The sequence below is a fragment of the Streptomyces durocortorensis genome (assembly GCF_031760065.1).
Classification (GTDB): Bacteria; Actinomycetota; Actinomycetes; order Streptomycetales; family Streptomycetaceae; genus Streptomyces.
In genome coordinates, this window is record NZ_CP134500.1 from 7,175,026 (window position 1) to 7,195,036 (window position 20,011).

The 20,011-nt window shown below is 70.4% G+C and carries 17 protein-coding genes; 3 read left to right on the top strand and 14 right to left on the bottom strand.

Features of this window, described 5'->3' with window-relative positions; translation table 11 throughout:
• Positions 1 to 586: 586 nt before the first annotated feature.
• Entirely contained in the window at positions 587 to 859 is a 273-nt protein-coding gene (locus RI138_RS31735) for a hypothetical protein (RefSeq protein WP_311122685.1), read from the top strand.
• A 462-nt stretch (positions 860 to 1,321) separates the two neighbouring features.
• Here the strand turns inward: RI138_RS31735 and RI138_RS31740 are convergent, their stop codons facing one another.
• The 14 genes from RI138_RS31740 to RI138_RS31805 all read right to left on the bottom strand — a co-directional run bounded on the left by RI138_RS31740 (position 1,322) and on the right by RI138_RS31805 (position 16,784).
• A complete protein-coding gene (locus RI138_RS31740; RefSeq protein WP_311122686.1) occupies positions 1,322 to 1,495 on the bottom strand; it encodes a hypothetical protein in 174 nt (57 codons plus the stop codon).
• 420 nt (positions 1,496 to 1,915) lie between these two features.
• Positions 1,916 to 2,749 carry a DNA-methyltransferase gene (locus RI138_RS31745; RefSeq protein ID WP_311122687.1) on the bottom strand — a complete coding sequence of 278 codons (834 nt, stop codon included), beginning with the start codon at positions 2,747 to 2,749 and terminating at the stop codon, positions 1,916 to 1,918.
• Positions 2,746 to 4,152: an aminotransferase-like domain-containing protein gene (locus RI138_RS31750; RefSeq protein ID WP_311122688.1), complete on the bottom strand. Its 1,407-nt coding sequence runs from the start codon at positions 4,150 to 4,152 to the stop codon at positions 2,746 to 2,748. The genes RI138_RS31745 and RI138_RS31750 overlap by 4 nt, the downstream gene beginning before the upstream one ends.
• Complete coding sequence (locus RI138_RS31755; RefSeq protein WP_311122689.1) at positions 4,149 to 5,834, bottom strand: serine hydrolase domain-containing protein; 1,686 nt, start codon at positions 5,832 to 5,834, stop codon at positions 4,149 to 4,151. The genes RI138_RS31750 and RI138_RS31755 overlap by 4 nt, the downstream gene beginning before the upstream one ends.
• Entirely contained in the window at positions 5,835 to 7,118 is a 1,284-nt protein-coding gene (locus RI138_RS31760) for an ATP-grasp domain-containing protein (RefSeq protein ID WP_311122690.1), read from the bottom strand.
• Positions 7,115 to 8,038 carry a GNAT family N-acetyltransferase gene (locus RI138_RS31765; protein WP_311122691.1) on the bottom strand — a complete coding sequence of 308 codons (924 nt, stop codon included), beginning with the start codon at positions 8,036 to 8,038 and terminating at the stop codon, positions 7,115 to 7,117. Before RI138_RS31765 ends, RI138_RS31760 begins: the two co-directional genes overlap by 4 nt.
• Entirely contained in the window at positions 8,029 to 9,411 is a 1,383-nt protein-coding gene (locus RI138_RS31770; RefSeq protein ID WP_311122692.1) for a KamA family radical SAM protein, read from the bottom strand. Before RI138_RS31770 ends, RI138_RS31765 begins: the two co-directional genes overlap by 10 nt.
• Before the next feature lie 40 nt (positions 9,412 to 9,451).
• Positions 9,452 to 9,796 carry a cupin domain-containing protein gene (locus RI138_RS31775; protein ID WP_311122693.1) on the bottom strand — a complete coding sequence of 115 codons (345 nt, stop codon included), beginning with the start codon at positions 9,794 to 9,796 and terminating at the stop codon, positions 9,452 to 9,454.
• Positions 9,796 to 11,124 carry a lysine N(6)-hydroxylase/L-ornithine N(5)-oxygenase family protein gene (locus tag RI138_RS31780; protein WP_311122694.1) on the bottom strand — a complete coding sequence of 443 codons (1,329 nt, stop codon included), beginning with the start codon at positions 11,122 to 11,124 and terminating at the stop codon, positions 9,796 to 9,798. Before RI138_RS31780 ends, RI138_RS31775 begins: the two co-directional genes overlap by 1 nt.
• A gap of 35 nt (positions 11,125 to 11,159) precedes the next feature.
• Positions 11,160 to 12,776 carry a class I tRNA ligase family protein gene (locus RI138_RS31785; protein WP_311122695.1) on the bottom strand — a complete coding sequence of 539 codons (1,617 nt, stop codon included), beginning with the start codon at positions 12,774 to 12,776 and terminating at the stop codon, positions 11,160 to 11,162.
• 133 nt (positions 12,777 to 12,909) lie between these two features.
• On the bottom strand, positions 12,910 to 13,524 hold the full coding sequence (locus RI138_RS31790; protein ID WP_311122696.1) for an SET domain-containing protein: 615 nt from the start codon (positions 13,522 to 13,524) through the stop codon (positions 12,910 to 12,912).
• Positions 13,525 to 13,528: 4 nt separating this feature from the next.
• The gene (locus RI138_RS31795) at positions 13,529 to 14,818 is read right to left on the bottom strand and encodes a preATP grasp domain-containing protein (protein ID WP_311122697.1); all 1,290 of its coding nucleotides are present in this window, start codon (positions 14,816 to 14,818) and stop codon (positions 13,529 to 13,531) included.
• Positions 14,815 to 15,552: a class I SAM-dependent methyltransferase gene (locus RI138_RS31800; RefSeq protein ID WP_311122698.1), complete on the bottom strand. Its 738-nt coding sequence runs from the start codon at positions 15,550 to 15,552 to the stop codon at positions 14,815 to 14,817. Before RI138_RS31800 ends, RI138_RS31795 begins: the two co-directional genes overlap by 4 nt.
• A gap of 86 nt (positions 15,553 to 15,638) precedes the next feature.
• Positions 15,639 to 16,784, bottom strand: a complete 1,146-nt coding sequence (locus RI138_RS31805) for a hypothetical protein (protein WP_311122699.1) — start codon at positions 16,782 to 16,784, stop codon at positions 15,639 to 15,641.
• 652 nt (positions 16,785 to 17,436) lie between these two features.
• Between RI138_RS31805 and RI138_RS31810 the strand changes: the two genes are divergently transcribed.
• Both RI138_RS31810 and RI138_RS31815 read left to right on the top strand, forming a co-directional pair.
• On the top strand, positions 17,437 to 18,474 hold the full coding sequence (locus RI138_RS31810; RefSeq protein ID WP_311122700.1) for an NAD(P)/FAD-dependent oxidoreductase: 1,038 nt from the start codon (positions 17,437 to 17,439) through the stop codon (positions 18,472 to 18,474).
• 99 nt (positions 18,475 to 18,573) lie between these two features.
• Positions 18,574 to 19,968, top strand: coding sequence for a pyridoxal phosphate-dependent aminotransferase (locus RI138_RS31815; RefSeq protein ID WP_311122701.1), 1,395 nt, complete (start codon positions 18,574 to 18,576; stop codon positions 19,966 to 19,968).
• Positions 19,969 to 20,011 lie beyond the last annotated feature (43 nt).

The following is a 20,011-nucleotide window of genomic DNA, read 5'->3' on the forward strand; positions in this document are numbered from 1 at the left end:
GCCTTTCTGGCTGTTCCTGATACGCGCCTTGACTGTGCAGGGGGCAGGCCCGGCCGGGCGCGCAGCGGCCCGGGGGACCCGGTCGGCTGCTGCTCCCGGGGCCCGGGGCCCCGGGGTCGGTGTCCGTGCCCCCCACCCCAACCCATGACGCTATGTCATGATCCGTTTCCGCACAGCAAAATGCTGGTGGACGTCACCGGGTCAGGTGGGAGGACCCGGAGGGCAGGGGTACCCGAGCCGGACTGGGGGTACATACCGATTCCAACGACCTGGAGCAGGAGAAGTACCGGAGGAGCGGCGGTCTCAGCAGCAAGTGTGCCGCGCATCAACTCCGTTGCGAGCGCGCCACTCCACCCTGGATGTCCATCCCATGCCATTCCTGGGAGCCCGCATGACCGTCGAGCACACTCCGGATTTCCCTCCGAGGTCCCCGCCTCCTCCCAAACGCCCGGTGCAGCCCCCGCGCCCGGAGGCGTCGCTCACGGATTCGGCGCAGATGCAGGTACGGAACCGCAGGTCGGCGAACTGGTCTCTGGAGGCGGCCCCATGGGCACCGAGGAAGGCCTCCAGGGATGTACTGGCCCGGTTGAACGAGTGGGGCTACGGCGAATCCGACCGGGCCGTCACCGACCTGACGGAGCTCCTGGTGCGAACTGCGGTCGCGGACGGCGGCCGCCGCATCTCGGTACACCTGGCCGACCAGGACCGCCGGGCGCTGATCGTCGCCCTGTCGCACCGAACGTGCACAGCGGCCACGGATGCCGCGCTCCTGCCGCGACTGACCCGCTTGGGCGCCGTGTCGTGCGGGTCGGACGTGGCGGTGGGCGGCCGCCGGGTGTGGGCGGTCCTGGACCTGTGACCACGTGAGGGTGGGTCTGGGCCCTTTGGAGTCAGGAGGGCCGCCCTCACGCAGGCGTACGAGCAGGGGCTGTCGTGCGGCTGGTGGTCCCTTGTCACCCCTGGGGTGCGGAAAGAATCTGCGTGGCCGTGGTGCGGGACCGCAACCGCGTGGGGTCGGGTGCGTTCAGCTGTGTTCTGAGGGAGGGCTGACGGGTTGGCTTACATCGCGCCTGTGTCCGGACCGCGGCGGGACATGGCGATGCATAGCGACTGGTGGGCTTGGGACTGGGACTGTTTCCCGCCCTGCCCCCGCACCGTCCCCAGGAGGCACTGGGCAGCGTCTGCCCGGCCCACCGCGGCCTCGACCGCGGCCTCGTGAGCAGAGTTCGTGACCCTGCCGAAGCCTCGCCCTCGGTCGGCCCGGCGTGCTCGGCGGAAGAGGGGCAGCGGCTCAAAGCCGAGAACCGATGCGGTGGGTCTGTCACCAGGAGGTTGCGACGACCAGCAGCCACTGGCCCCCAGGCTCCCGTCCCAACTGCTCCAGGTAGGAGAGGTGCGGTCGCAGCTGCGGCCCGGCTGTCCTCCAGCTCGCGCAGGCGCTCCCGCAGTTCCCGCCTGGTGCGTCGAGGAACCGGATGCGGCTCACCGGATCCATGAGGCTATCCTCGTCCCTGCGAAACGGCGTCCACACCCGGGCGGTCTCCTTCTCCGTCAGCGGCGGCCGAGGGGGCTCGCCCGGGCCGTTCACCAGTGGGTGTGACCAGCAGCGTCGGGACCTCTTGGAGATCTTTTCCCACCCTTCGAGTGATCGTTACCCTCACGGGTGCCCCGCCCCATCGGCCTGGACGACATAGTCGGCATCAACCGAGGCCGCAGAATGCAGTGGGCCGGGATCGTCGGAACTGCCTGGAAGGGCCTGCAGCGCGGCCAGAACAGCCTCTACGCGCACCGCTCGTCCTGCCCCAGCTTGGCGCGGACCAGCTCGACGATCCGAAGGCGACCGGCCCGCGCCTACAGGCATGTGGCGAGGGACCGTAGGGGGTGCGGGGCGGGGGTGTCGGAGCCGAGTGCCCCGTCAGAGCGCGGCGTGGCCGTTGAGCAGGGTGAGGCGGTCCTTCGCGATGCCGACGGCGTCCCGGGAGATGTCGTTGCAGGTCCAGTGACGCTGGGTCAGTTCGGCGGCGATGGCCGTGGAGCCCGTGCCGCCGAACGGGTCGACCACGTGGTCGCTGGGCCGGGTGAGGAGTTCGATGAAGTAGAGGGGGACCGAGACGGGGTTACGTTCGGGCTCTGGCGGCTTGCCCTCGGAGGCGCGTTGGCGCAGGTGGAGGTAGTCGGCGTAGGTGTCCCCGAGGGCAAGCAGGTTTCCGGACTGGTTGAGCAGCGTGTTCTGGAACTCGAGGGCGCGGGCGGTGTCCACCGGTACGTCGGGGGTGCGGGAGAGCCAGTAGAAGTTGCTGACGCAGTCGTTGAGTCGTGAGGCGCCCAGGCCTCCCCAGGTGTCCCAGGCACCCATCAGCTGCGGGTTGTAGTAGTACAGCTCCTGGAGCAGGTGCCAGCCGTGCTCACCGACCAGCCGGGACAGTGCCGCGTAGTGCTGGATGGTGCGCACCGGACGGTCGGCCGCCCAAGTACATCCCAGTTCCAGGACGACGCTGCCATCGGGGAGGAGGACACGCTCGCACTCCTCCATGAACGTCACGAGCCAGTTCCCGAACCGAGGGGAGGTCGGGTCCGTCGAGTCGATGACGTAAGGGCCCTGGAACCAGGGGGCGGTGACGATGAGACGGACGCTGTCGGCGGGCAGGGAGCGCAGGCAGTCGAGGGCGTCACCACAGGTGAGAGTGCCGTGGTCCGTGGTGAGGACGGTGGAGAGAACCGTACTGCCGGCCTCGGTGGGTTCGGTCATGACGGGGTCCGTTCTGTCATGGTTCGACGGTCGAGCCGGGGTCCGGTGGCGGCGAAGGACGCGAGGCGGTCGAGGCCTTCGGCGATCTGCTCCGGGGTGAGGACGCTGAAGGAGAGGCGGATCTGGTGGAACCCGGCTGCGCCGCCGTAGAAGTGATGCATGGGGGTCCACAACACGCCGAACTCCGCTGCGGAGCGTTCCAGCGCCGCGTCGTCCGCGACGAAGGGGAGGGTGAGGACCACGAACATGCCGCCGCTCGGGGTGTTCCACGAGACCGCGCCGGCCGGGCGGAAGCCGGAGCGGCGGCCGAAGCGCTCTTCGATGCCGTCGAGCACGGCCCGCAGGTTTCGCCGGTAGACGGCTGCGACGCGCCGGGTGGCGCGTTCCATGCTGCACCCGTTCTCGATGAGAAAGCCTCCGATCGCCGCTTGGGCGACGGTGGACGTGTTCAGCGTCAGCATGCTCTTCAGGCGGGCCAGCTGGTCGGCGAAGAGGACGGCCCCCGAGCCGTCCCCGGTTACTGGCTGGTCGGCGACCACGTAGCCGATGCGGGCGCCGGCGTAGGCGGTCTTGGAGAACGATCCGAAGTAGACGACCCGCCGTGCCCGGTCCAGGGCCTTGAGCGCGGGGAGCCTGGGGGTCCCCGCGTGGAAGAACGCGTACGGGTTGTCCTCCAGGAGCAGGATGTCCTCCCGTTCAGCGAGGTCCACCAGCCGCTGCCGGTCCTCCAGGGACATACTGGCGCCGCTCGGGTTGGCGAAGTCCGGTACGACATAACAGGCGCGGGGCCGCAGCCCCTCCTGCCGGGCCCGGCGGATCTGCTCGGTCAGGTCGTCCAGGTCGATGCCGCCCGGGCCCTCGCGCACGGGCCGCACACCTATGTCGACCAGCCGCGTCGCGCCGAGAAACCCCACGTAGGCCGGTGCGGCGGCGAGGACGACGTCCTGCGCGTCGCGGCGGAGCGCGCGGAGGACCAGGACCATCGCCTCCTGGGCGCCCGTGGTGACCACGATGGACTCGGCGTCGGCGGTCAGCGCCTCGTCGAGCTCCAGGTGCCGGGCGATCAGCTCGTGGATGACCCCCTTGGTGCGGCCGTACTGGAAGAAGGTGCGGCGGACGTCGTCCGGGCCGAGGCCCGCCTCCTTCTCCAGGTGTTCCTCGAAGGCGCGCAGCTGGCGGGGCAGCGAGCCGGTGTCGTAGAAGCCCTCGTAGGGGCGGCCGGCCGCGAAGGAGACGGCCCGCGGATATCGCCCGGCGATGTCGTTGAGGAGCGTCATGGAGGTGAGGGCGGGGTCGGTCACGGAGGCGTGGAGGCTCGCGGTGTCGAGTCGGAACGCAGCGGGCTGCGGAGCGCCGGGCCGCGTCGCGCGTACGTCGCCCGGGGCCGTGAGTGAGGCGGTCACCGGCCGGCTCCCGCAGTCGCGTCGGCGCACGGCCGGGCGTCGGACCTGTGGAGGGTGACGGCGTTGCGGGCCCGGATGGCACGGGCCTCACCTGTTTCGTCGACCATGAAATCGATCACTCCTCCTTCGAAGGCGAACATCGTGCGTGTCAGCGGCAGGCACCTGAACTCACGCAGGTCCTCCTGGGAGTACAGGTACAGCTGCCCGTCCCGGACGAAGACCGTGACCTCGTCGAGGCGGGCGTACGTGCCGGCGTAGCGTGCGAGGTCGGCCGGGTCCGGTGTGGCGAGCAGGCTCTCGTCGAACCGCTCGCACAGTTCCCCGTCGACCATCACGTGGGCTGCGCGGTCCGGCCCCGTTCCGGGGAAGCCCAGCGATACGAGGGGTCCGTCGCCGGCTCCGCCGCCCTCGAAGCGGCCGTTCCCCGCGGGGCGGAGCCTGAGGCGCCGCCCGTTGATCTCCGCGGTCAGGCGGCCCGCCTCCTCGGCGAGGCGTACCAGGCCCGTGGCCTGGCCGACGAACACGCCGGCACCGCCGCGGGGGTACGCGTTGGCCCGCTGCTCTCGGTCGCCCGACCGGGCGGCGGGGTCGGGAGCCGGCCGGGCAGGACCGGGGGTGTACGCCGCCAGGAGCCGGTGCACCAGGGACATCCCGTCGAAGCCGGGCGGTCTCGCGTTGGCCAGCAGCACGGCTCCGGTACGGCGGTCGGGAAGCATGGCCAGCCATGCCCCGTACCCGCAGATGTCGCCCACATGGCCGAGGACCGGGTGTCCCTGCCACCGCCACCGGTGGAGGCCGAGGGTGCTCTCGGTGTCGTCCGGGAGGAAGAGGCGGGCGTGCGCGGTGCGCATCAGCCGCTGCGACTCCTCGGTGAGCAGCCGGTCCGGACGTCCGGTGGCGGCGCCCAGGTGTGCCGCCACGAAGCGGCCCATGTCGAGGGCGTTGGAGAGGGCGAACCCGGACGGGTAGTGCGCGACATTGTCGGCGACCTGCCGCTCCACGACGGGGGTCCCGTCGGCGCCGTACCGGTGGCCGAGGGCGAGCGGGCGCGTCATGGCCACGGCCGGATCGAACGTCGTCGACGCCATGTCGAGCGGGCGCAGCACCAGTTCGTCGACGAGCTGCGGGAAGGGCGTCCCCGCCGCGGTTGCCGCCACGGCTCCGGCCAGGTCGTAGCCCGGATTGCTGTACGAGTACGCGGTGCCCGGCGGGGCCACCGGCCCGTACGTCCGCAGCAGCCGGAGCACCACGCCGGGCAGGTCGGCCGGGTCACCGCCGCCGGTGGGGAAGAAGTCGTGCGGGAGTCCGGCCGTGTGGCCCAGGAGCATGCGCGTAGTGATCCGCTCGACCGCCGGGTAGCCGCAGTCCGCAAGTGCGGGAAGGACGTCGACGACGGGCCGGTCGAGGTCCATCACCCCGCGGTCGTGCAGCCGGAGCACCGCAGTCGCCGTCAACGGCTTGGTGACGGAGCCGAGCCGGAACAGGGTCGCGGCCGAGACGTCCTCCGCTTCGTCCTGCGCGTCGGTGCGGCCGAAGCCCTGCGCGTGCAGCACGCCCGTCCCGTCCACGACGGCCAGGGCAAGGCCCGGTATCCCGTGCCGGCTCCGCTCGGCCTCCACGTGCCGGAGCAGGGCATCGGTATCCCTCCGCGTGTCCGCTCCCCCGCCTTCGCGGGCGGGCATCTACGGGGCCGCCTGTACGGTCTCGGGACCCTCTGTCCGCACGGTCATCTGGGCGAGTGCCTCGTCGGCCGCCCGCAGCGCGCCGTGCGGATCGGTGTGCTCGGTGAGCACGTAGCCGAGCCGTACTTCGATGTTCCCCTCGTGGGGCGGCGCGACCACGTCGCCGGGTGCCACGAAGAGGCACGCCCTCACGACGTGTGGTGCGGCGGCCGCCTCGTCGGCGCCCTCCACTGCGTGCACCTGTCCGGACGTGCGAGCCAGCAGGAGCCGTGCGCATGCGGCTCCGTGGTGCTTCTCGGTCAGGTCGGGGTTTCGGCCCAAGGCCAGTTGCAGGGCCGCGCCGGCGAGGTCGATGCCTAGGGCCCGGTGGACCAGTTCGGGGATGTAGACGCCGGGCAGCCGGGGGTTGACCTCCACGATGCGCACTCCATGCGGGGTCCGCTTGAACTCGGTGTGGACGATGCCGGTGCGGATGCCCAGGGCCCGTACGGCCTCGCGGGTCCAGTGGGCCATCGCCTCGTAGTCCTCGGCGGGCAGCCGGGTCGGGACGAGCAGGGCGTCGTAGACGAACCGCGACTGGGTCGGGCCGACCGGCTCGATGGTCTGGAGCCCGTCCGTGGCGGTGATGACGTGCACCTCGCCGTCGACGACCGCAGCTTCGACGCTCACCAGGGGTCCTTCGAGGAACTCCTCGATGATGACCCGGTGGTAGACGGCCGGCAGGTACCCGTACGGTTCGACGGCCCAATCCCAGGCCTGGGGAAGGGCGCTCGCGTCCGTCAGGCGGGTCACCCCCTGGCCGCCCGATGCGGCCACGGGCTTCAGCACAACCGGAAGGGTCAGCTCGTCGAGCGCCTGCCTCGCCTCTTCGAGCGAGGAGGCCACGCGGTAGCGGGGCCCCGGGACCGCTGCCGCGGCGAACCGGTCGCGGGTGGCGGACTTGTCCATGCACAGGCGTACCGCCGGCAGAGAGGCGCCGGGGAAGCCGAGCTCCTCGCTCAGGGCGGCGCTCAGCTCGACGAGCTCGTCCTCATGCGTGAAGACGCCCGAGAGCCCGTGGAGGCGTACGTACTCCGCGAGTTCACCGACCCACTGCAATGGGTCGTCGTACAGGCCCGGCAGAACGTGGACCCGTTCGGCCCCGGAGGGGAGTGCGGCTGGCGCTTCGCGCATGACCAGGTGTGCCTCGATGCCGAGGACGAGGCACGACTCCAGGACGTAGGAGCGGTAGTGCGGGTCCCAGTCCAGGATCAGCAGTCCGGGCACGGTCGGTTGCCCCCTCATCGATCGGAAAGGTGGTGCGGCACCACGGAAGCGAGCATGGGCGCGTGGAAGGGTTCCGTTGCGGGGCCCGGGGTGCGGGACATGACGTACCCGGTGAGCGGGGCCCGCTGGACGTCGTAGTCCCCGTAGCCCACGCAGAAGGACGGGTCCTCGCACCGGTCCAGGGACAGGACCTTCTCCAGCACGGGCGGGTCGTCAGTCTCGTAGTGCCACAGCGGGTCCGCCCGGAACCCCAGGCGCCGCTTGAGCAGGTACAGGCCGGTGGCGACGTCATGGCCGTAGAAGTTCGGGTCGGCGCCGGCCGACAGGACCTCGTAGCCGAGCTCGGCCGCGACCACTCCGACCTGGACGTACATGAAGCGGGTCGTGCCGTGGTCGGGATGGTCCGGGTCGCAGGCGTAGTAGGTCATGCGCAGCATGTTGTGCCGGGGCACCTTCATGCAGAGCAGTCCGGCGACCATGCGGTCGCCGTTGTACAAGTAGATGCCGACGACCTGCTCGGGGTGGGTCCGGAACCACTCCAGGTCCTCGGAGGCGTACAGGGTTCCCCGGGGCAAGGAGGCGATGTGGCGCTCGTACAGCGCGAACCAGGTGTCCAGCCGGGCGGGGTCGATCGACTCCTCCACCTCCAGCCGGTGGCCGGACTCGGTCTGGCGTATCGCGTGCCGGGTGGACTTGCGCATCCGCGGCTGGAGGGTGTCCACGTACGCGTCGAGGGTGGGGTACACGGGACGGGTCCAGAACAGCCACTGCGGCTTGAAGAGGAACCCGTGGGGGGTCAGCTCGGCGTACTGCTCCGGGGTGGGGTCGACGATGCGCAGGAGGTCGGCGTCGCCGGTGTGTCCGAGCGCCGCGCCGCTCGCCACGTCGGCGGCATCGAGTACGGCGATGCACAGGTCGTGGTGTCTCGTCAGTTCCATGTTCGGCCTTCGTCGACGGCCGCGCGCCACCAGTCGAGGCCTTCCTGCGGCAGGGTGTGGACCGGGTCGAGGTACTCGTGCCGGCGGGTGAGTGCCTGCGCTTCCTGGGCTTCGCCGGGGAGGCGGTAGTTCTTCGTCCAGTACGAGATGCCGAGCGTCCGGTCGTACTCGGCGACCTGGTGCACCCACCGCTTGCCGACGTAGGGCACGTCGCACACGAGCCTGGGCGTGGCGAACCCGGGGAGGTAGCCCATGATGTCGTCTTGCAGCGCCTGGGCCCGGGACAGCGGTATCCGCCAGTGCTCGCTGAACGGGATCATGTCGCAGAGGTAGAAGTAGTACGGCACGATGCCCGCGCCGTCGAGCAGGCTGAAGCAGAGGTCGAGCAGCTGCTCGGGGGTGTCGTTGACGCCGTGCATCAGGACGCCCTGGTTGCGTACGTCGCGGATGCCGGTCTCCAGGACCGCCCGGGCGGCACGGGCGGCCAGCGGGGTGACCGACGCGGCGGAGTTGGCATGGGTGTGCACGGCGATCTGGACGTCCCGGTCGCGGGCGACCTTCGCCAGGCGTTCCATGCCGGTGAGGACCTCTCCTGACAGCCAGTGCTGGGGCAGGGTGACGAGCGCCTTGGAGGCCAGACGGATGTCCCGGATGCTGTCGATGTCCAGCAGCTCCGACACGAAGGCCTCCAGCCGGGGCCACGGGACGTTGGCCACGTCCCCGCCGGAGACGACGACATCCCGCACCTGGGGATGCCTCCGCAGGTAGTCGACCATGGCGGCCAGGCGGTCCTGCGGCTTCGCGGCGAACCGGGTCTTGCTCACCACCGGGGTGGACTGGCCGACCAGGTCCATGCGGGTGCAGTGGCCGCAGTACTGCGGGCACGTCGCGACGATCTCGGCGAGGACCTTCGTGGGGTAGCGGTGGGTCAGGCCCTCCACCGCCCACATCTCCTGCTCGTGCAGGGCGTCCCGTGAGGCCCGCGGGTGCGACGGCCAGTCGGCGCGCCGGTCGGAGAAGACGGGCAGCATGTAGCGGCGTACCGGGTCCGCGTAGAAGGCGTCGGTCAAGCTGCCGGCCCCCGCGACCGTCACCCCGCTCGCCATCGTGTTCAGCATCTGGGGCGGCAGCAGGACGGACATGGTGGCCCGCTCGGCCCGGTCGCGCTCCAGGTCGGCGTAGAAGGAATCGTCGACGAGGTCGCCCAGCACGGCCCGCAACTGCTTCGCGTTGCGCACGCAGTTCAGGCGCTGCCACTGCGGTGACTCCCAGTCGGCGCGGGTGGTGTCGCGCCAGCCCGGGAAACGCCTCCAGTCCGGTTCCGTCAGCTCCTTCCTGCGATAGGTGTACGGCTGAACCGCTGTGGGAATCACGCGGCATGCTCCTTTCTCGGACGGCGACACGGGCCGGCCGTCACTGCGGCTGCGGGGTCCACCAGAGGCTGAAGACCTCGAGCGGTTCAGCGCCGGTGCTGGTGACCTGGTGCGGCACCCAGGGCGGGTAGTAAAGGGCGTCCCCGGGGCCGATGCCGGTGCGGCTGCCCGCGGACAGGACCGTCCCCGTACCGGACCGGACCAGCCAGAGCTCGGCGACGGCGTGCTCCTCCGGCTCGCTGGTCTCGCCGGGCGGCACACGGAACCGGGAGCCCTGGAACGGCAGAGGCGCCTCCGACCCGCCCGGGCCGAGGGACATGTATTCCACGAGCATCCCGGGCATGCTCTCGGCGGGGCCGAAGGCCACCTTCACGGGGTCGGACATCAGCTGCTCCTCACGGTCGGCAACGGTTCGGACGATGCGGCACCGGGCGGTGGAAAGCCGCCGGCCCAGGCGGTGGTGGACGTCTCGTGGTCGACGCGGTACACCTTGCGGCCCGTGACCGCGTTGAGGATCTGTGCGCTGCGCCATGCAGCGAGGCTGAGGTTGGGGTCGGCCACGCCGTGGGTGGGCTCGGACATGTTCTGGACGTAGAGGCGCAGGCCGGCCGGGCCGTCCCACTCCAGCGAGTAGTCCCGGTTGACCTCCAGCTCGCCGCGCGCGTTGAGCAGGCGGTCCGCGAGCGGGTCCATGCAGGCGGGCAGGGCGCTGCGGTAGCCCGTGCAGAAGACGACCACGTCGGCGGTGTGGACCTCCTCGCGGTCGAGGTCCTGGTCGTGCACGGCCGCCACGAGCCGGTCCCCGTCGCGCTCCAGCCCGACGACCCGCCGGCCGGTCAGCAGCCGATGCTGCACGGGTGCGCCGGCCAGGAAGTCCAGCTGGTAGAGGCGCCGGTAGATGGCTTCGAGGAGGGACTCGGTGATGCCGTCACTGGCCAGCCGCTGACGGCGCAGCAGCTCCGCCCGGCGCTCGGCGGGCAGCCGGTGGAAGTGGTCCACGTAGTCCGGTGCGAACCATTCGTTGGTGAACGGCGAGTCGTCCAGGGGCTGGAACCCGGCCCGGCTGGAGATCCAGGTGAGCCGTGCGGGCAGTGCCGTGTCCGGCCCGAGGAAGTGGTTGACGACCTCCGCGCCGCTTTGCCCCCCTCCGACGACGAGGACGTCCTTGTTGCGCACCTTCGGAGCCACGTGGAGGAGGTCGGCGCCGTGCAGCACCGTGGGTCCCTGCAACGGTTCGGCAAAGCCGGGCAGTGCGGGGGTGCGTCCGGTGCCCAGGACCAGCGAGCCGGTGGAGTACCGGGTGCGGCCGGACACCGCTTCGAGCCGGTTCCGGCGCAGCCGGACCTCGTCCACCGGCCGGTTCCACCGCAGGCTGGGCAGCTGTCGGGCGACCCAGCGGTAGTACTGCTCGAACTCCTGCCGCGTGCAGCGGTCGCGGTTGGCGATCAACGACCGGAACAGGCGCCCGTTCTCGGCGAGGTAGTTGAGGAAGGAGAAGCGACTCGTCGGATCGACGGTCGTCACCAGGTCCTTCAGGTAGGACACCTGGAGTTCGGCGTCCGGCACCATCATCCCCGGATGCCAGCGGAACTCCGGTCTGGCGTCGAGGAACCGGGCTGAGAAGTTCGGTACCGGCTCGGCCAGTGCGGCCAGGCTCAGGTTCGTGGGGCCGGTCCCGATCCCCACGAGGTCGTACTGTTCCACGTCTTCCATGCGGCCCCCTGTCGGTTCGTACGTCGTGAGCACCGTCAGCGCGGTGCGAACAGAGCACAGGCGGTGCTCAGGTCACCGGTCCCGGCGGGCACCCCGATCCCGTCGAGGGCCCGGTTCCAGGGCACGTCGGCGACGTCGCCCGGCAGTTGCAGGGCGACCCACAGCTGCTGTGCCATGGCCGGCGCGACCGGGCAGAGCCCCACGGCCAGGGCCGCGGCCGCCGACAGCTGGGCCGAGACGCCCCGGGCGTGGGCGTCGGCGAGCCCGGGCACGGCGGCGAGGTGGTCGCCGTCCTGGCCTGCCTCCGCCGCCTCACGGACCAGCAGGTCGAGCAGCGCGATCGCGGAGCGCGGCGCGAACCCCGGCAACGAGTACGCCTCCCCGACGAGCTCCAGCAGTCGCCGGGTGCGGGTGCGCAGACGTTCCGCCGCGGCCGGCTCGGGCGCGGGGTCCGCCGCGGCGGTGTCCGCGTTCCGGGCCCGGTGGGCCAGGTCCTTCAGCCAGTCGTGCCAGCGCGGCAGCAGGTCGCCGTGGAGGAAGGAGTCGAACGCCTCCTGGGCGAAGCTGGTCTGGGCGGCGGCGGGCCGGTCCCAGCACAGGAAGAGCCGCAGGTGGTCGGCGGGCGTCCGGTCCAGGGCATCCAGGAGCCAGATCGCGTGCTGCCGGCTGGTGGAGAACTTCAAACCGTCGAGGCGGTAGAACTCGTTGGACACCAGCGCCTTGGGCAGGGTGATCGCCGGGTCCCACGCCGAGAAGATCGCGGGGAACAGCACGGCGTGGAAGAAGCCATTGTCATAGCCGAAGAACTGCACCACCTGCGCGTCGCCCGTCCACCACGCGCGCCAGTCCCCGAGTTCGTCGGCGTCGGCCAGGTAGCCGGCCGCCATCTCGAACCAGACGTAGATCCGCTGGTCGGTGAAGCTTTCGACCGGGGCCTCGATGCCCCAGTTTGCGGGGTGGGTGACGGCTATCTCGGGCAGTCCGTCGTCCGAGATAGACCGGCACAGGGCGGTGAGGTGGCCGTTCATGGTGGTGTCACCCCAGAACTCCTCCAGGGCCTTGCGGTGCCGTTCGAGGGGCATGTACAGGCGCTCGCAGGAGCGGGTCTCGCACTCCGTCCCGCAGATCGTGCAGCGGGGTTCGATCAGGTCGGCGCAGTCGTTCGACCGGCCGCACGACTCACAGGAGTTCCCGCCGGACTGGCTGCCGCAGTACGGGCAGCCGCCCGACACGTACGCCTCGTACGCCCATCGGTCGCAGGGCACGCAGTACGGCAGCGGGCGGGTGCGCGCGACGATGTCGCCGCGCTCGTACAGCTCGGCGAAGATCCGCCGGGTCAGCTCGCGGTGCTGCGGCATGGCGCGCGGTCGGCCGACGACGTCGAGCCGGATTCCGCTGTCGGCCCACGCCCGTACGATGCGCTCGCCGTAGTGGTCGGCCACGTGCGCGGCAGTGGTGCCTTCGCGGACGGCGCGTGCCTCGGTGTAGCTCTGGTGGTCGTCGATGCCGGAGAGGTGGGCCACTGTGGCACCCGTCCGGCGCTGGTGCCGGGCGAAGACGTCTGCGGCGAGGTAGGGGCCGGACAGGTGCCCCAGGTGGAGCTCCCCGTTGGGGGTCGGCGGAGTGGCGGTGACCAGCATGTTCCCCGTCACGGGCGGTCCTTTCGGTCCATCGGGTGGGTGCGGCGGCCGGATGTCGGATGCGTTCAGTCGCGTGGCGTGGTGGGGGTGAGGTATCCCGCGGCGCTGCTGGGAGGGGCAGCGCCGCGGGTCTTTGAGGGTGTCCTCAGCGGGGCATGAAGGACGGCGCGCAGACCGTGGTTCCGCCGCCGTCCGCCGCCACGCTGTCGGCGCCCTGGCGCAGACGTGCGTAGGCGGGGCTGACGGCGGAGACCACGTCGTGCAGCGGCTGGTCCACCGCGCCGACGCGCGGCAGGATCCGGTCGATCCGGTCCATCAGCCGTGCGCGCAGCGCCGGATCGTGGCCCTGCTCGGTGGTGATGGTGCCGCGGCACTCCGAGGTGCGGCAGTTGCATTCCATGGACCAGCCGATGTCCGCGGTGAACGTGGCGTAGTCGCAGGTAACCTCTTCGCCGGGGGCGATGTCGCGGACCGCCACGCCGAAGTCGAGGCCAGTGTCCAGGACGTTGGCCGCGCAGGAGTGGTTCATCAGGAACGCGCCCATGCAAGGCAGCAGGAGACTTCCGTCCTCCAGGAGGTGCCCGTACTTGTCGAGGAGGCCGAAGCGTTCTGCCGGTACGGCGCCCAGTTCGTCGGCGGACCAGGTGGGGCACTTGGCGCAGGGCAGCCAGACGACGGTGCCGGCTGGGACGGGCTCGGTGGCGAACAGGCCCACGTTGTCCGTCGTGCTGGGCCGGATGTCGATTCCGGAGGTCAGCACCGGGTCACGCGAGCCGGAGGACGTCGGCCAGGTGCTTCTCGATCTCCTCGACCTGCCGGTGGCTGGTGCCCATGACGAGGTAGCGCCACTTGGCGTCGAAGGCGAGCGTGTCGGCGGTGAGCACCACGCCCTCCGTAGCACCCGGCTCGAACGCCAGGCCGGCTTCGCGGACCAGGCCGAGGCCGGTGGCGAAGTCGGGGGTGACGCCGCCAAGGCGGGAGTCCGCGAGCCAGACCGCGCGGGCGGCGCCCTCGGTTCCGAGGAACCGCCGCACCAGCAGGTCGAGGTAGGTCGCACCGGTGCGGCGCAGGTTGCTTTCGGTGGCGTACAGCTGACCGTCGCCGGTGATGCCGCCGTCGATGTCGAAGGGGCCCCGGTAGCCGAGCTGGTCCAGGTGGCGTCCGAGTGCGAGGCCGTCGGCGGTCAGCCGGTCCACGGCGGGGGAGGTCTCCTCCAGCGGGGTGACCTGGCCGCTGAAGCTGCCGTTGGGGGTGCGCATCTCGCCCACGTGCAGGACCTGCGGGCCCGCGTCGGTGACCTCCATCTCCACGGTCACCACGCGGGCGAGGTCCAGGCGCTGCTCGACGACCCAGCCGCGGGGCTGGTCGGACACCTCGGAGAGGTACGAGTCGACCAGGGCCTCCAGGCCCGGAAGGTCCTCGGTGGACAGGAACCGTACGCCGTAGCCGTTGGACCCTCGGACCGGCTTGACCACCGCTCCGCCGTAGGAGGTGACGGTCTCCCAGGCGGCCGTGACGAGTTCGTCGCGGTCGGCGGCCACGCGGCCCGCCGCGACCTGGATGCCGAGCTGGGCCGCGACGTCGCGGAACCCGGGCTTGGTGTTGATCCGGTACACGGCTTCGAGGGCCGTCTCGGGGGGCTTGCCGTCGTCGTATTCGTCGACGGGGAGGCCGAGTTCGGCCGCCATATCGAGCGCGGGGCGGTCCAGGGCGAAGGGCTGGAACCGCAGGCCGGGGGTGGCCTCGGCCAGGGAGCGCAGGTGCTCGGTGAGGCCGGCCTTGCGGACGGCGTCGGTGAGGGTGATCAGGTCCTCGGACGGGGCGGCCACGCACGTGACCTCCGAACGGGCGAACCCGAGCAGTCCGCAGGCGTACTCCCAGAGGGGCTCGGAGGCGGCGGTGGGGAGCACCACCACGTCGCCCGGCTGAGTGAGCCAGATCTTGCGCGGGGAGACCGCGACCAGGGCCTTGGCGTGCCGCGCCGTGGGGGTGGCGACCATCAGCTCGTTGACGAAGTTGCCGAAGATCAGCCGCGGGTGTTCGCGCGTGGTCATGCGGTGGGTCCTTCCTGCTTGATGCCGCCGAAGACGGCGTGGCCGGCCTTCATCCAATAGGCGTCGACGTGGGTGAATCCGGCGTCGCGCAGCCAGTTCAGCTGATCGCCCAGCGGCGACGGCCGGTCGAGGGGGTCCGGGTAGTGGTAGTGGCTCCACTCCAGCTCGTGGAACTTCTCGTAGGCCTCGCCGACGCCCGCCGCAGCGCTCTGCTCGCGCACCGCGTCGTCCCACATCCGGCGGGCCAGCTCGTGCCCGAGCGGGCCGGTCGCCTCCACGAGGTCGGCGAGGACCAAGGCTCCGCCGGGACGGAGCATGGCGTGCACGTCGGCGAACAGCTGCTGCTTGCCTGCGCCGTCCAGGTGGTGGACGGCGAGGGAGGACACCACGGCCCAGGGGGCCTCGTCCCGCTTGCGCCAGTCGCCAGCGGCCAGGTCGAACCGCTCGGTGCGGAAGCGGTCGCCGTACCGGGCGAGCTCGCGGCCCGCGGTGTCCAGCATGGTGGTGCTGATGTCGAGGCCGACGACCTCCGCCTCGGGGAAGGCCTCCAGCAGCGCGGCGCTGAGCCGGCCCTGGCCACAGCACAGGTCCAGGATCCGGGCGCCGGCCGGCGGAGCCGGGATCACGGAGGCGATGACGTCCGCCTGCGCCGCGCGCTCGGGTACGAAGTACTCCCCGTACCTGATGAAGTCCTTTGAGTCCTGCTCGTTCCAGTCCTCTTCCGAGGTCGTCACACCAAGTCCTTTTCGTCCTGAGGGGTGGGCTCGGGTCGGCCGTCGTGCCGGCCGGCACGAGCCGGGGAACAACGAGCGCCGCGGGGTCAGACCGCGTCGGCGAACGACTGCCAGGTCAGCCAGCGGGCCAGGTCCCCGGCTTCGGCGGGCACCTCCCTGGCCTCGTCCACGGAGCAGCCGACCAGGCCGACGAGCCAGTCGAGGGTTTCGGCGGGGAACCGGCGCACCGCTCCGTGGGTGGCGACCAGCAGGGCGCCGTCGTCGTGCGTCCACAGCAGCGGGGCGGGCGTCCGGCGCCGGATCGCCGCCGGGGTCTGCTGCGGCTCCGGGTCCTGCGGGGCGATGCCGCGCATACCGATCGCCGATACGAGGGCCAGTGCCTCGGCGTCGGTCTCGGCGAGGCCGGCGAACTCGCGGTACTCGGCCAGCCACGCGCGGCGCAGCTGCCCGTCCGTACCGACGGGGACGTCGCTCCACGGCCTGGGGTTGTTGAAACTGCCGGTGTACATGGCGACGTTGAAGGAGAGCGAGGGCTCCGGGGTGTCGCCGACGTGCCAGATGCCGCTGCGCCAGAACATGGCCTGCCCGGCGCTCGGGCGGAGGGTGGTCGTGGTCAGGTGTTCGACGTCGGCCTTGGCGAGATCGGGCAGGTACTCCTCCTCGACGTTGCCCAGCGGGTCGGTGTCGGCCCGCACGTCGGTGCCCTCGGGGATCCAGTCGCTGGTGTTCCAGAGGTGCATCACCTTCTTGCCCTGGAGCACCATGTGCAGGTTGGTGCACCCTTCGCGGTGGATTCCGCCGGGCGTGGCCGAGTAGCGGCCGAGGAACAGCTCCGACTCGATGTATCCGCGCGGCAGGCCCACGGTGGTGAGCAGCGGCGCGAGCCCACCGACGAGTACCTCGAAGAGCCCCCGGTGGTACTCCTGCAGGCCGCGTGCGTAGTAGAGGACGGCGTCCGCCTCGCCGTCCACGGACCGTACGGTGCGGTCGAGCCACTCCCAGGGGGTCTCCGTGGCACCGGTCCCGCCCGGCCAGGCGGCCGGGTCCGCGACGAACGAGCCGTTGACGAGAAGCTTGAGGGCATCGGTGAATTCGCCCGAGGCCCGCATCCGGGCGGCCGCCAGGCCGGCCTGCCAGACGAGGTTCTGGTCGAGTTCCGCCAGGTCCCAGTCGCACACCATCCAGTTGACGTTCCGGTCACTGATGGTTGGATTGATCAGCGTTCCGCGCACTGCGCTTTCCTCCCTGTCGCAAATGCCGTACCGCATGGCCCGTCCAGAGTGCTCAGGTCCGGAGCTCATGGGGTGGCGGAATATCGGCGATTGCCGATTAAACGTCTTGAACGCAGCCAGGTCCTGGTGCCAGAAACACCTGTCGCCCGATGCCAGTGAGTCGGTGGACCCGAGAGTGAGAGTCGCGGCGACTGAGGCCCGACATGGTCACGCTGCTCGGAGAGTCATCAATATCCGGAACGACCCTTACTAAATCGTGAAGGCCCGGATGATCAAAGCCTACGCAACGACCGCTCCTCGTCAACCCCCACTTTGCGCCATACGGTATGCCCGAGTTCATGCATGTTTACCCGGACCAGAAGGCAGCGATTTAGCCAATCGACCATTCCGAACGATCTCCGTTGACACTCCAGATGTCATGTAGTTGAATCGCTGGCACCAACATCGATAGCAATTCACGGCGATCCCGCAAAAGCGGTGACAGGCCGAGATCAAGTCCCGGGCGGACCAGCGCCCACAGGACCAAAAATTACGGGGAAAAAGTGAAGAATTTGACGCGCCCAAAACGCGACCGGCGTAGCTCCGTGACATACACGTCAAGCGCGATAAGAAGAAGAGAGCAGAGAGCAGGGATCGACACCTCCGCCCGCTCATGAAGCAGGTGGACGTCGCCGTTGTCGGGGCGGGAATCATCGGAATCCTGACGGCCCGTGAATTATCCGCCCGAACTCCCACCCGGTCGATCGTGGTGGTCGAGTCCGGCGATCTGGCTGGCGGAGCCAGCCGACGCTCCGCGGGGCTCCACTTTCCCCGCGGCGCCACACCGCGCGCCCGCGCCTTCGCCGCATACAGCCACGACTACTACGCGCAACTGCTGTTGGACCACCCGTCCTGGCCCCTCTTCCCACTCGATGTATCCGTCGTCGCCCGCGAAGCCCGTGCCCCGGCGCTGTCGGAGAAGTACCTGGATCACGCCCGCCTCATCAGGGGCGGCAGCACCCATCCCCTCATGAACCTTCCGGCAGACTCCGTCGTATGGCACGGCACCGGCTGCCACTACGCCGACGTCCCGGCGCTCACCCGCCTCCTCGCCGGACAGCTGCGCGACCGCGTCGAACTCAGGGAGGGCGTGGCGGTCGTCGGTCTGTCACCCGACGACGACGGCTGCACTCTCCGGCTCAGTACGGGCGGAACGATCCGTGCCGGCCGCGTGGTCCTCGCACCGGGCCCCTGGCTGCACACGGGCCCGTGGAAGGAGCTGGTGGCCCCGCTCGGCGCGCGGGTGAAGAAGATCATCGCGCTCCACATCGACCAGCGGCCCACCGAAGAAGACCCTGTGCTCGTCTTCGACGACGAGGACGCCTTCCTCCTCCCCATGGTGCAGCGCGGGTACTGGCTGTTCAGCTACACCTGCCAGGAGTGGGACGTCAGCCCCGACGCGGTCTCCGCCAGTCTGTCGAGCAGAAACGTGGCCGAGGCCCGCGAACTGCTCCACCGCTACGCACCGCACCTGCGGGCGGCCGCGACGGCCGGCCGGGTCTTCTGTGACGCGTACAGCCCGGACGGCGCGCCGCTGGTCGAGCCCCTCGACCCGGCGGGACGGCTCGTCTTCGCCGGCGCCTCCAGCGGCTCGGGCTACCGCTTCGCCCCCGCGACGGCCGCCGCCGTCGCGGACCTGGTCGCACGCTGACGCGACGGGGGCGGACCCCTGCCCTCGTACTGACGTTGGGGCGGATCCCGACCCCTGATCCTTGACCGGTACAAACACGGGATAGAGGCTTCGACAAGCATGACTACGAACCACCAGCCGTCCGCATCCGCCCGGGTCGGACAGGAGGTCGCCGAGATCTCGTGGAACGAGTCGCTCATCCACCAGCTCGAGATCCACCACAACACGGTGGACTACTCCAGCTACCAGGGCGGCACCGTCCACATGATCTCGTCCGGTGTGAACTACCTGCGCCCGCCGTCGGTGATCCTGCGCAGCATTGCCGAGGACGCACGCGACTGGAAGTACATCAACTGCTACTGCGGCCCTATCGGCGAATCCATCCTCCGCAGCGGCGCCCTGGTCTACGAGGAGAGCCTCAAAGGAAGCCCCCTGGACGCGCCCGTCGACACCGCGCTGACCGTCGGCGCGGCCGAAGGCGTACGGCTCTCCTTCGACTTCCTCCACCGGGTCCGCAGGGCGGAAAAGGTACTGGTCGCAGGGCCCCAGTACTCCATCGTCCACCAGACCATCCTCTCGGCGGGTCTGACTTTCCTCGAGGTGTTCACGGACCGCGAGGGGGTTTTCCTGCCGAGTCCGGCGGAAATCGAGGCGGCACTCGACACCTCCGGCGCCACTGTGCTGTTCCTCACCGAGCCCAACAACCCCTCCGGTGAACAGCATTCGGAAGCGGAATTCGACGAGATCGTCGGAATCCTCAAGCAGCGGGGTACACACCTCGTACTCGACAAGGTCAGCGCCGATTTCGCGGCCCACCCGGACATCCGGGTCCTCAACTACGGCGCGGCACTGGACCGGCACGACTACTGGGACCGGACGCTTGTGGTCGACGGGCTGGCGAAACGGCGGGCGGTCAGCGGCCTGCGCTTCGGCTACGCCATGGGCTCCCCGGAATTCGTCGAATTCATCGAGAACCAGCGCTTCGGTGGATGTCCGCCCCTCGTCGCCGTGTCGGGAATCGCCCGCGACCTGGCCTACTCTGCGCACTTGCGGCGAGAGCAGCTCGGGGGAGGCGGCGTCTCGGAAGCCCTCTGGCAACGCTTCAAGGGCCTCAACGACGCCTCCCGCGAGCTGCTGGCCGTGAGCGACACCTCCGAGGTCGAGGAGTACCGGCTCGAACTGCGGGACATGTACCAGACCATCGCCGACAACAGGCGGCTCGCACAGGAGACGCTCCCGCCCTGGCAGCTCGCCGCGACACCGCTCCACGCCGGGTTCAACTACCTCGCCTGCATACCCGGCTCGGACGCCGATCCCCTCGCCTTCGGACGGCGCCTCTACGACGAGAGCCGCGTCTCCTGCTTCCCCCTGGCCTGCTTCACCGCCGACACCGAGCTGGCCGCGGCCAAGAGCCCCGAAGGTGCCCACTGGCTGCGGATCACCTGTGCCAGCGACCGGCCCGTCTTCGAGGCCCAGGTCGAAGCACTGCGCACGTTCCTGGCGGCCCACGCCTGAGGCGTGCGCGGACCGCTCCTGGGGCGTGCGGCAGACCGGACAG

Excerpts from the sequence above, each read along its gene's own strand:
- RI138_RS31780 (WP_311122694.1), bottom strand. The coding sequence starts at position 11,124 with ATGGAAGACGTGGAACAGTACGACCTCGTGGGGATCGGGACCGGCCCC.
- RI138_RS31775 (WP_311122693.1), bottom strand. The coding sequence starts at position 9,796 with ATGTCCGACCCCGTGAAGGTGGCCTTCGGCCCCGCCGAGAGCATGCCC.
- RI138_RS31815 (WP_311122701.1), top strand. The coding sequence starts at position 18,574 with ATGACTACGAACCACCAGCCGTCCGCATCCGCCCGGGTCGGACAGGAG.
- RI138_RS31760 (WP_311122690.1), bottom strand. The coding sequence starts at position 7,118 with ATGAGGGGGCAACCGACCGTGCCCGGACTGCTGATCCTGGACTGGGAC.
- RI138_RS31795 (WP_311122697.1), bottom strand. The coding sequence starts at position 14,818 with ATGACCACGCGCGAACACCCGCGGCTGATCTTCGGCAACTTCGTCAAC.
- RI138_RS31755 (WP_311122689.1), bottom strand. The coding sequence starts at position 5,834 with ATGCCCGCCCGCGAAGGCGGGGGAGCGGACACGCGGAGGGATACCGAT.
- RI138_RS31740 (WP_311122686.1), bottom strand. The coding sequence starts at position 1,495 with ATGGATCCGGTGAGCCGCATCCGGTTCCTCGACGCACCAGGCGGGAAC.
- RI138_RS31745 (WP_311122687.1), bottom strand. The coding sequence starts at position 2,749 with ATGACCGAACCCACCGAGGCCGGCAGTACGGTTCTCTCCACCGTCCTC.
- RI138_RS31765 (WP_311122691.1), bottom strand. The coding sequence starts at position 8,038 with ATGGAACTGACGAGACACCACGACCTGTGCATCGCCGTACTCGATGCC.
- RI138_RS31810 (WP_311122700.1), top strand. The coding sequence starts at position 17,437 with ATGAAGCAGGTGGACGTCGCCGTTGTCGGGGCGGGAATCATCGGAATC.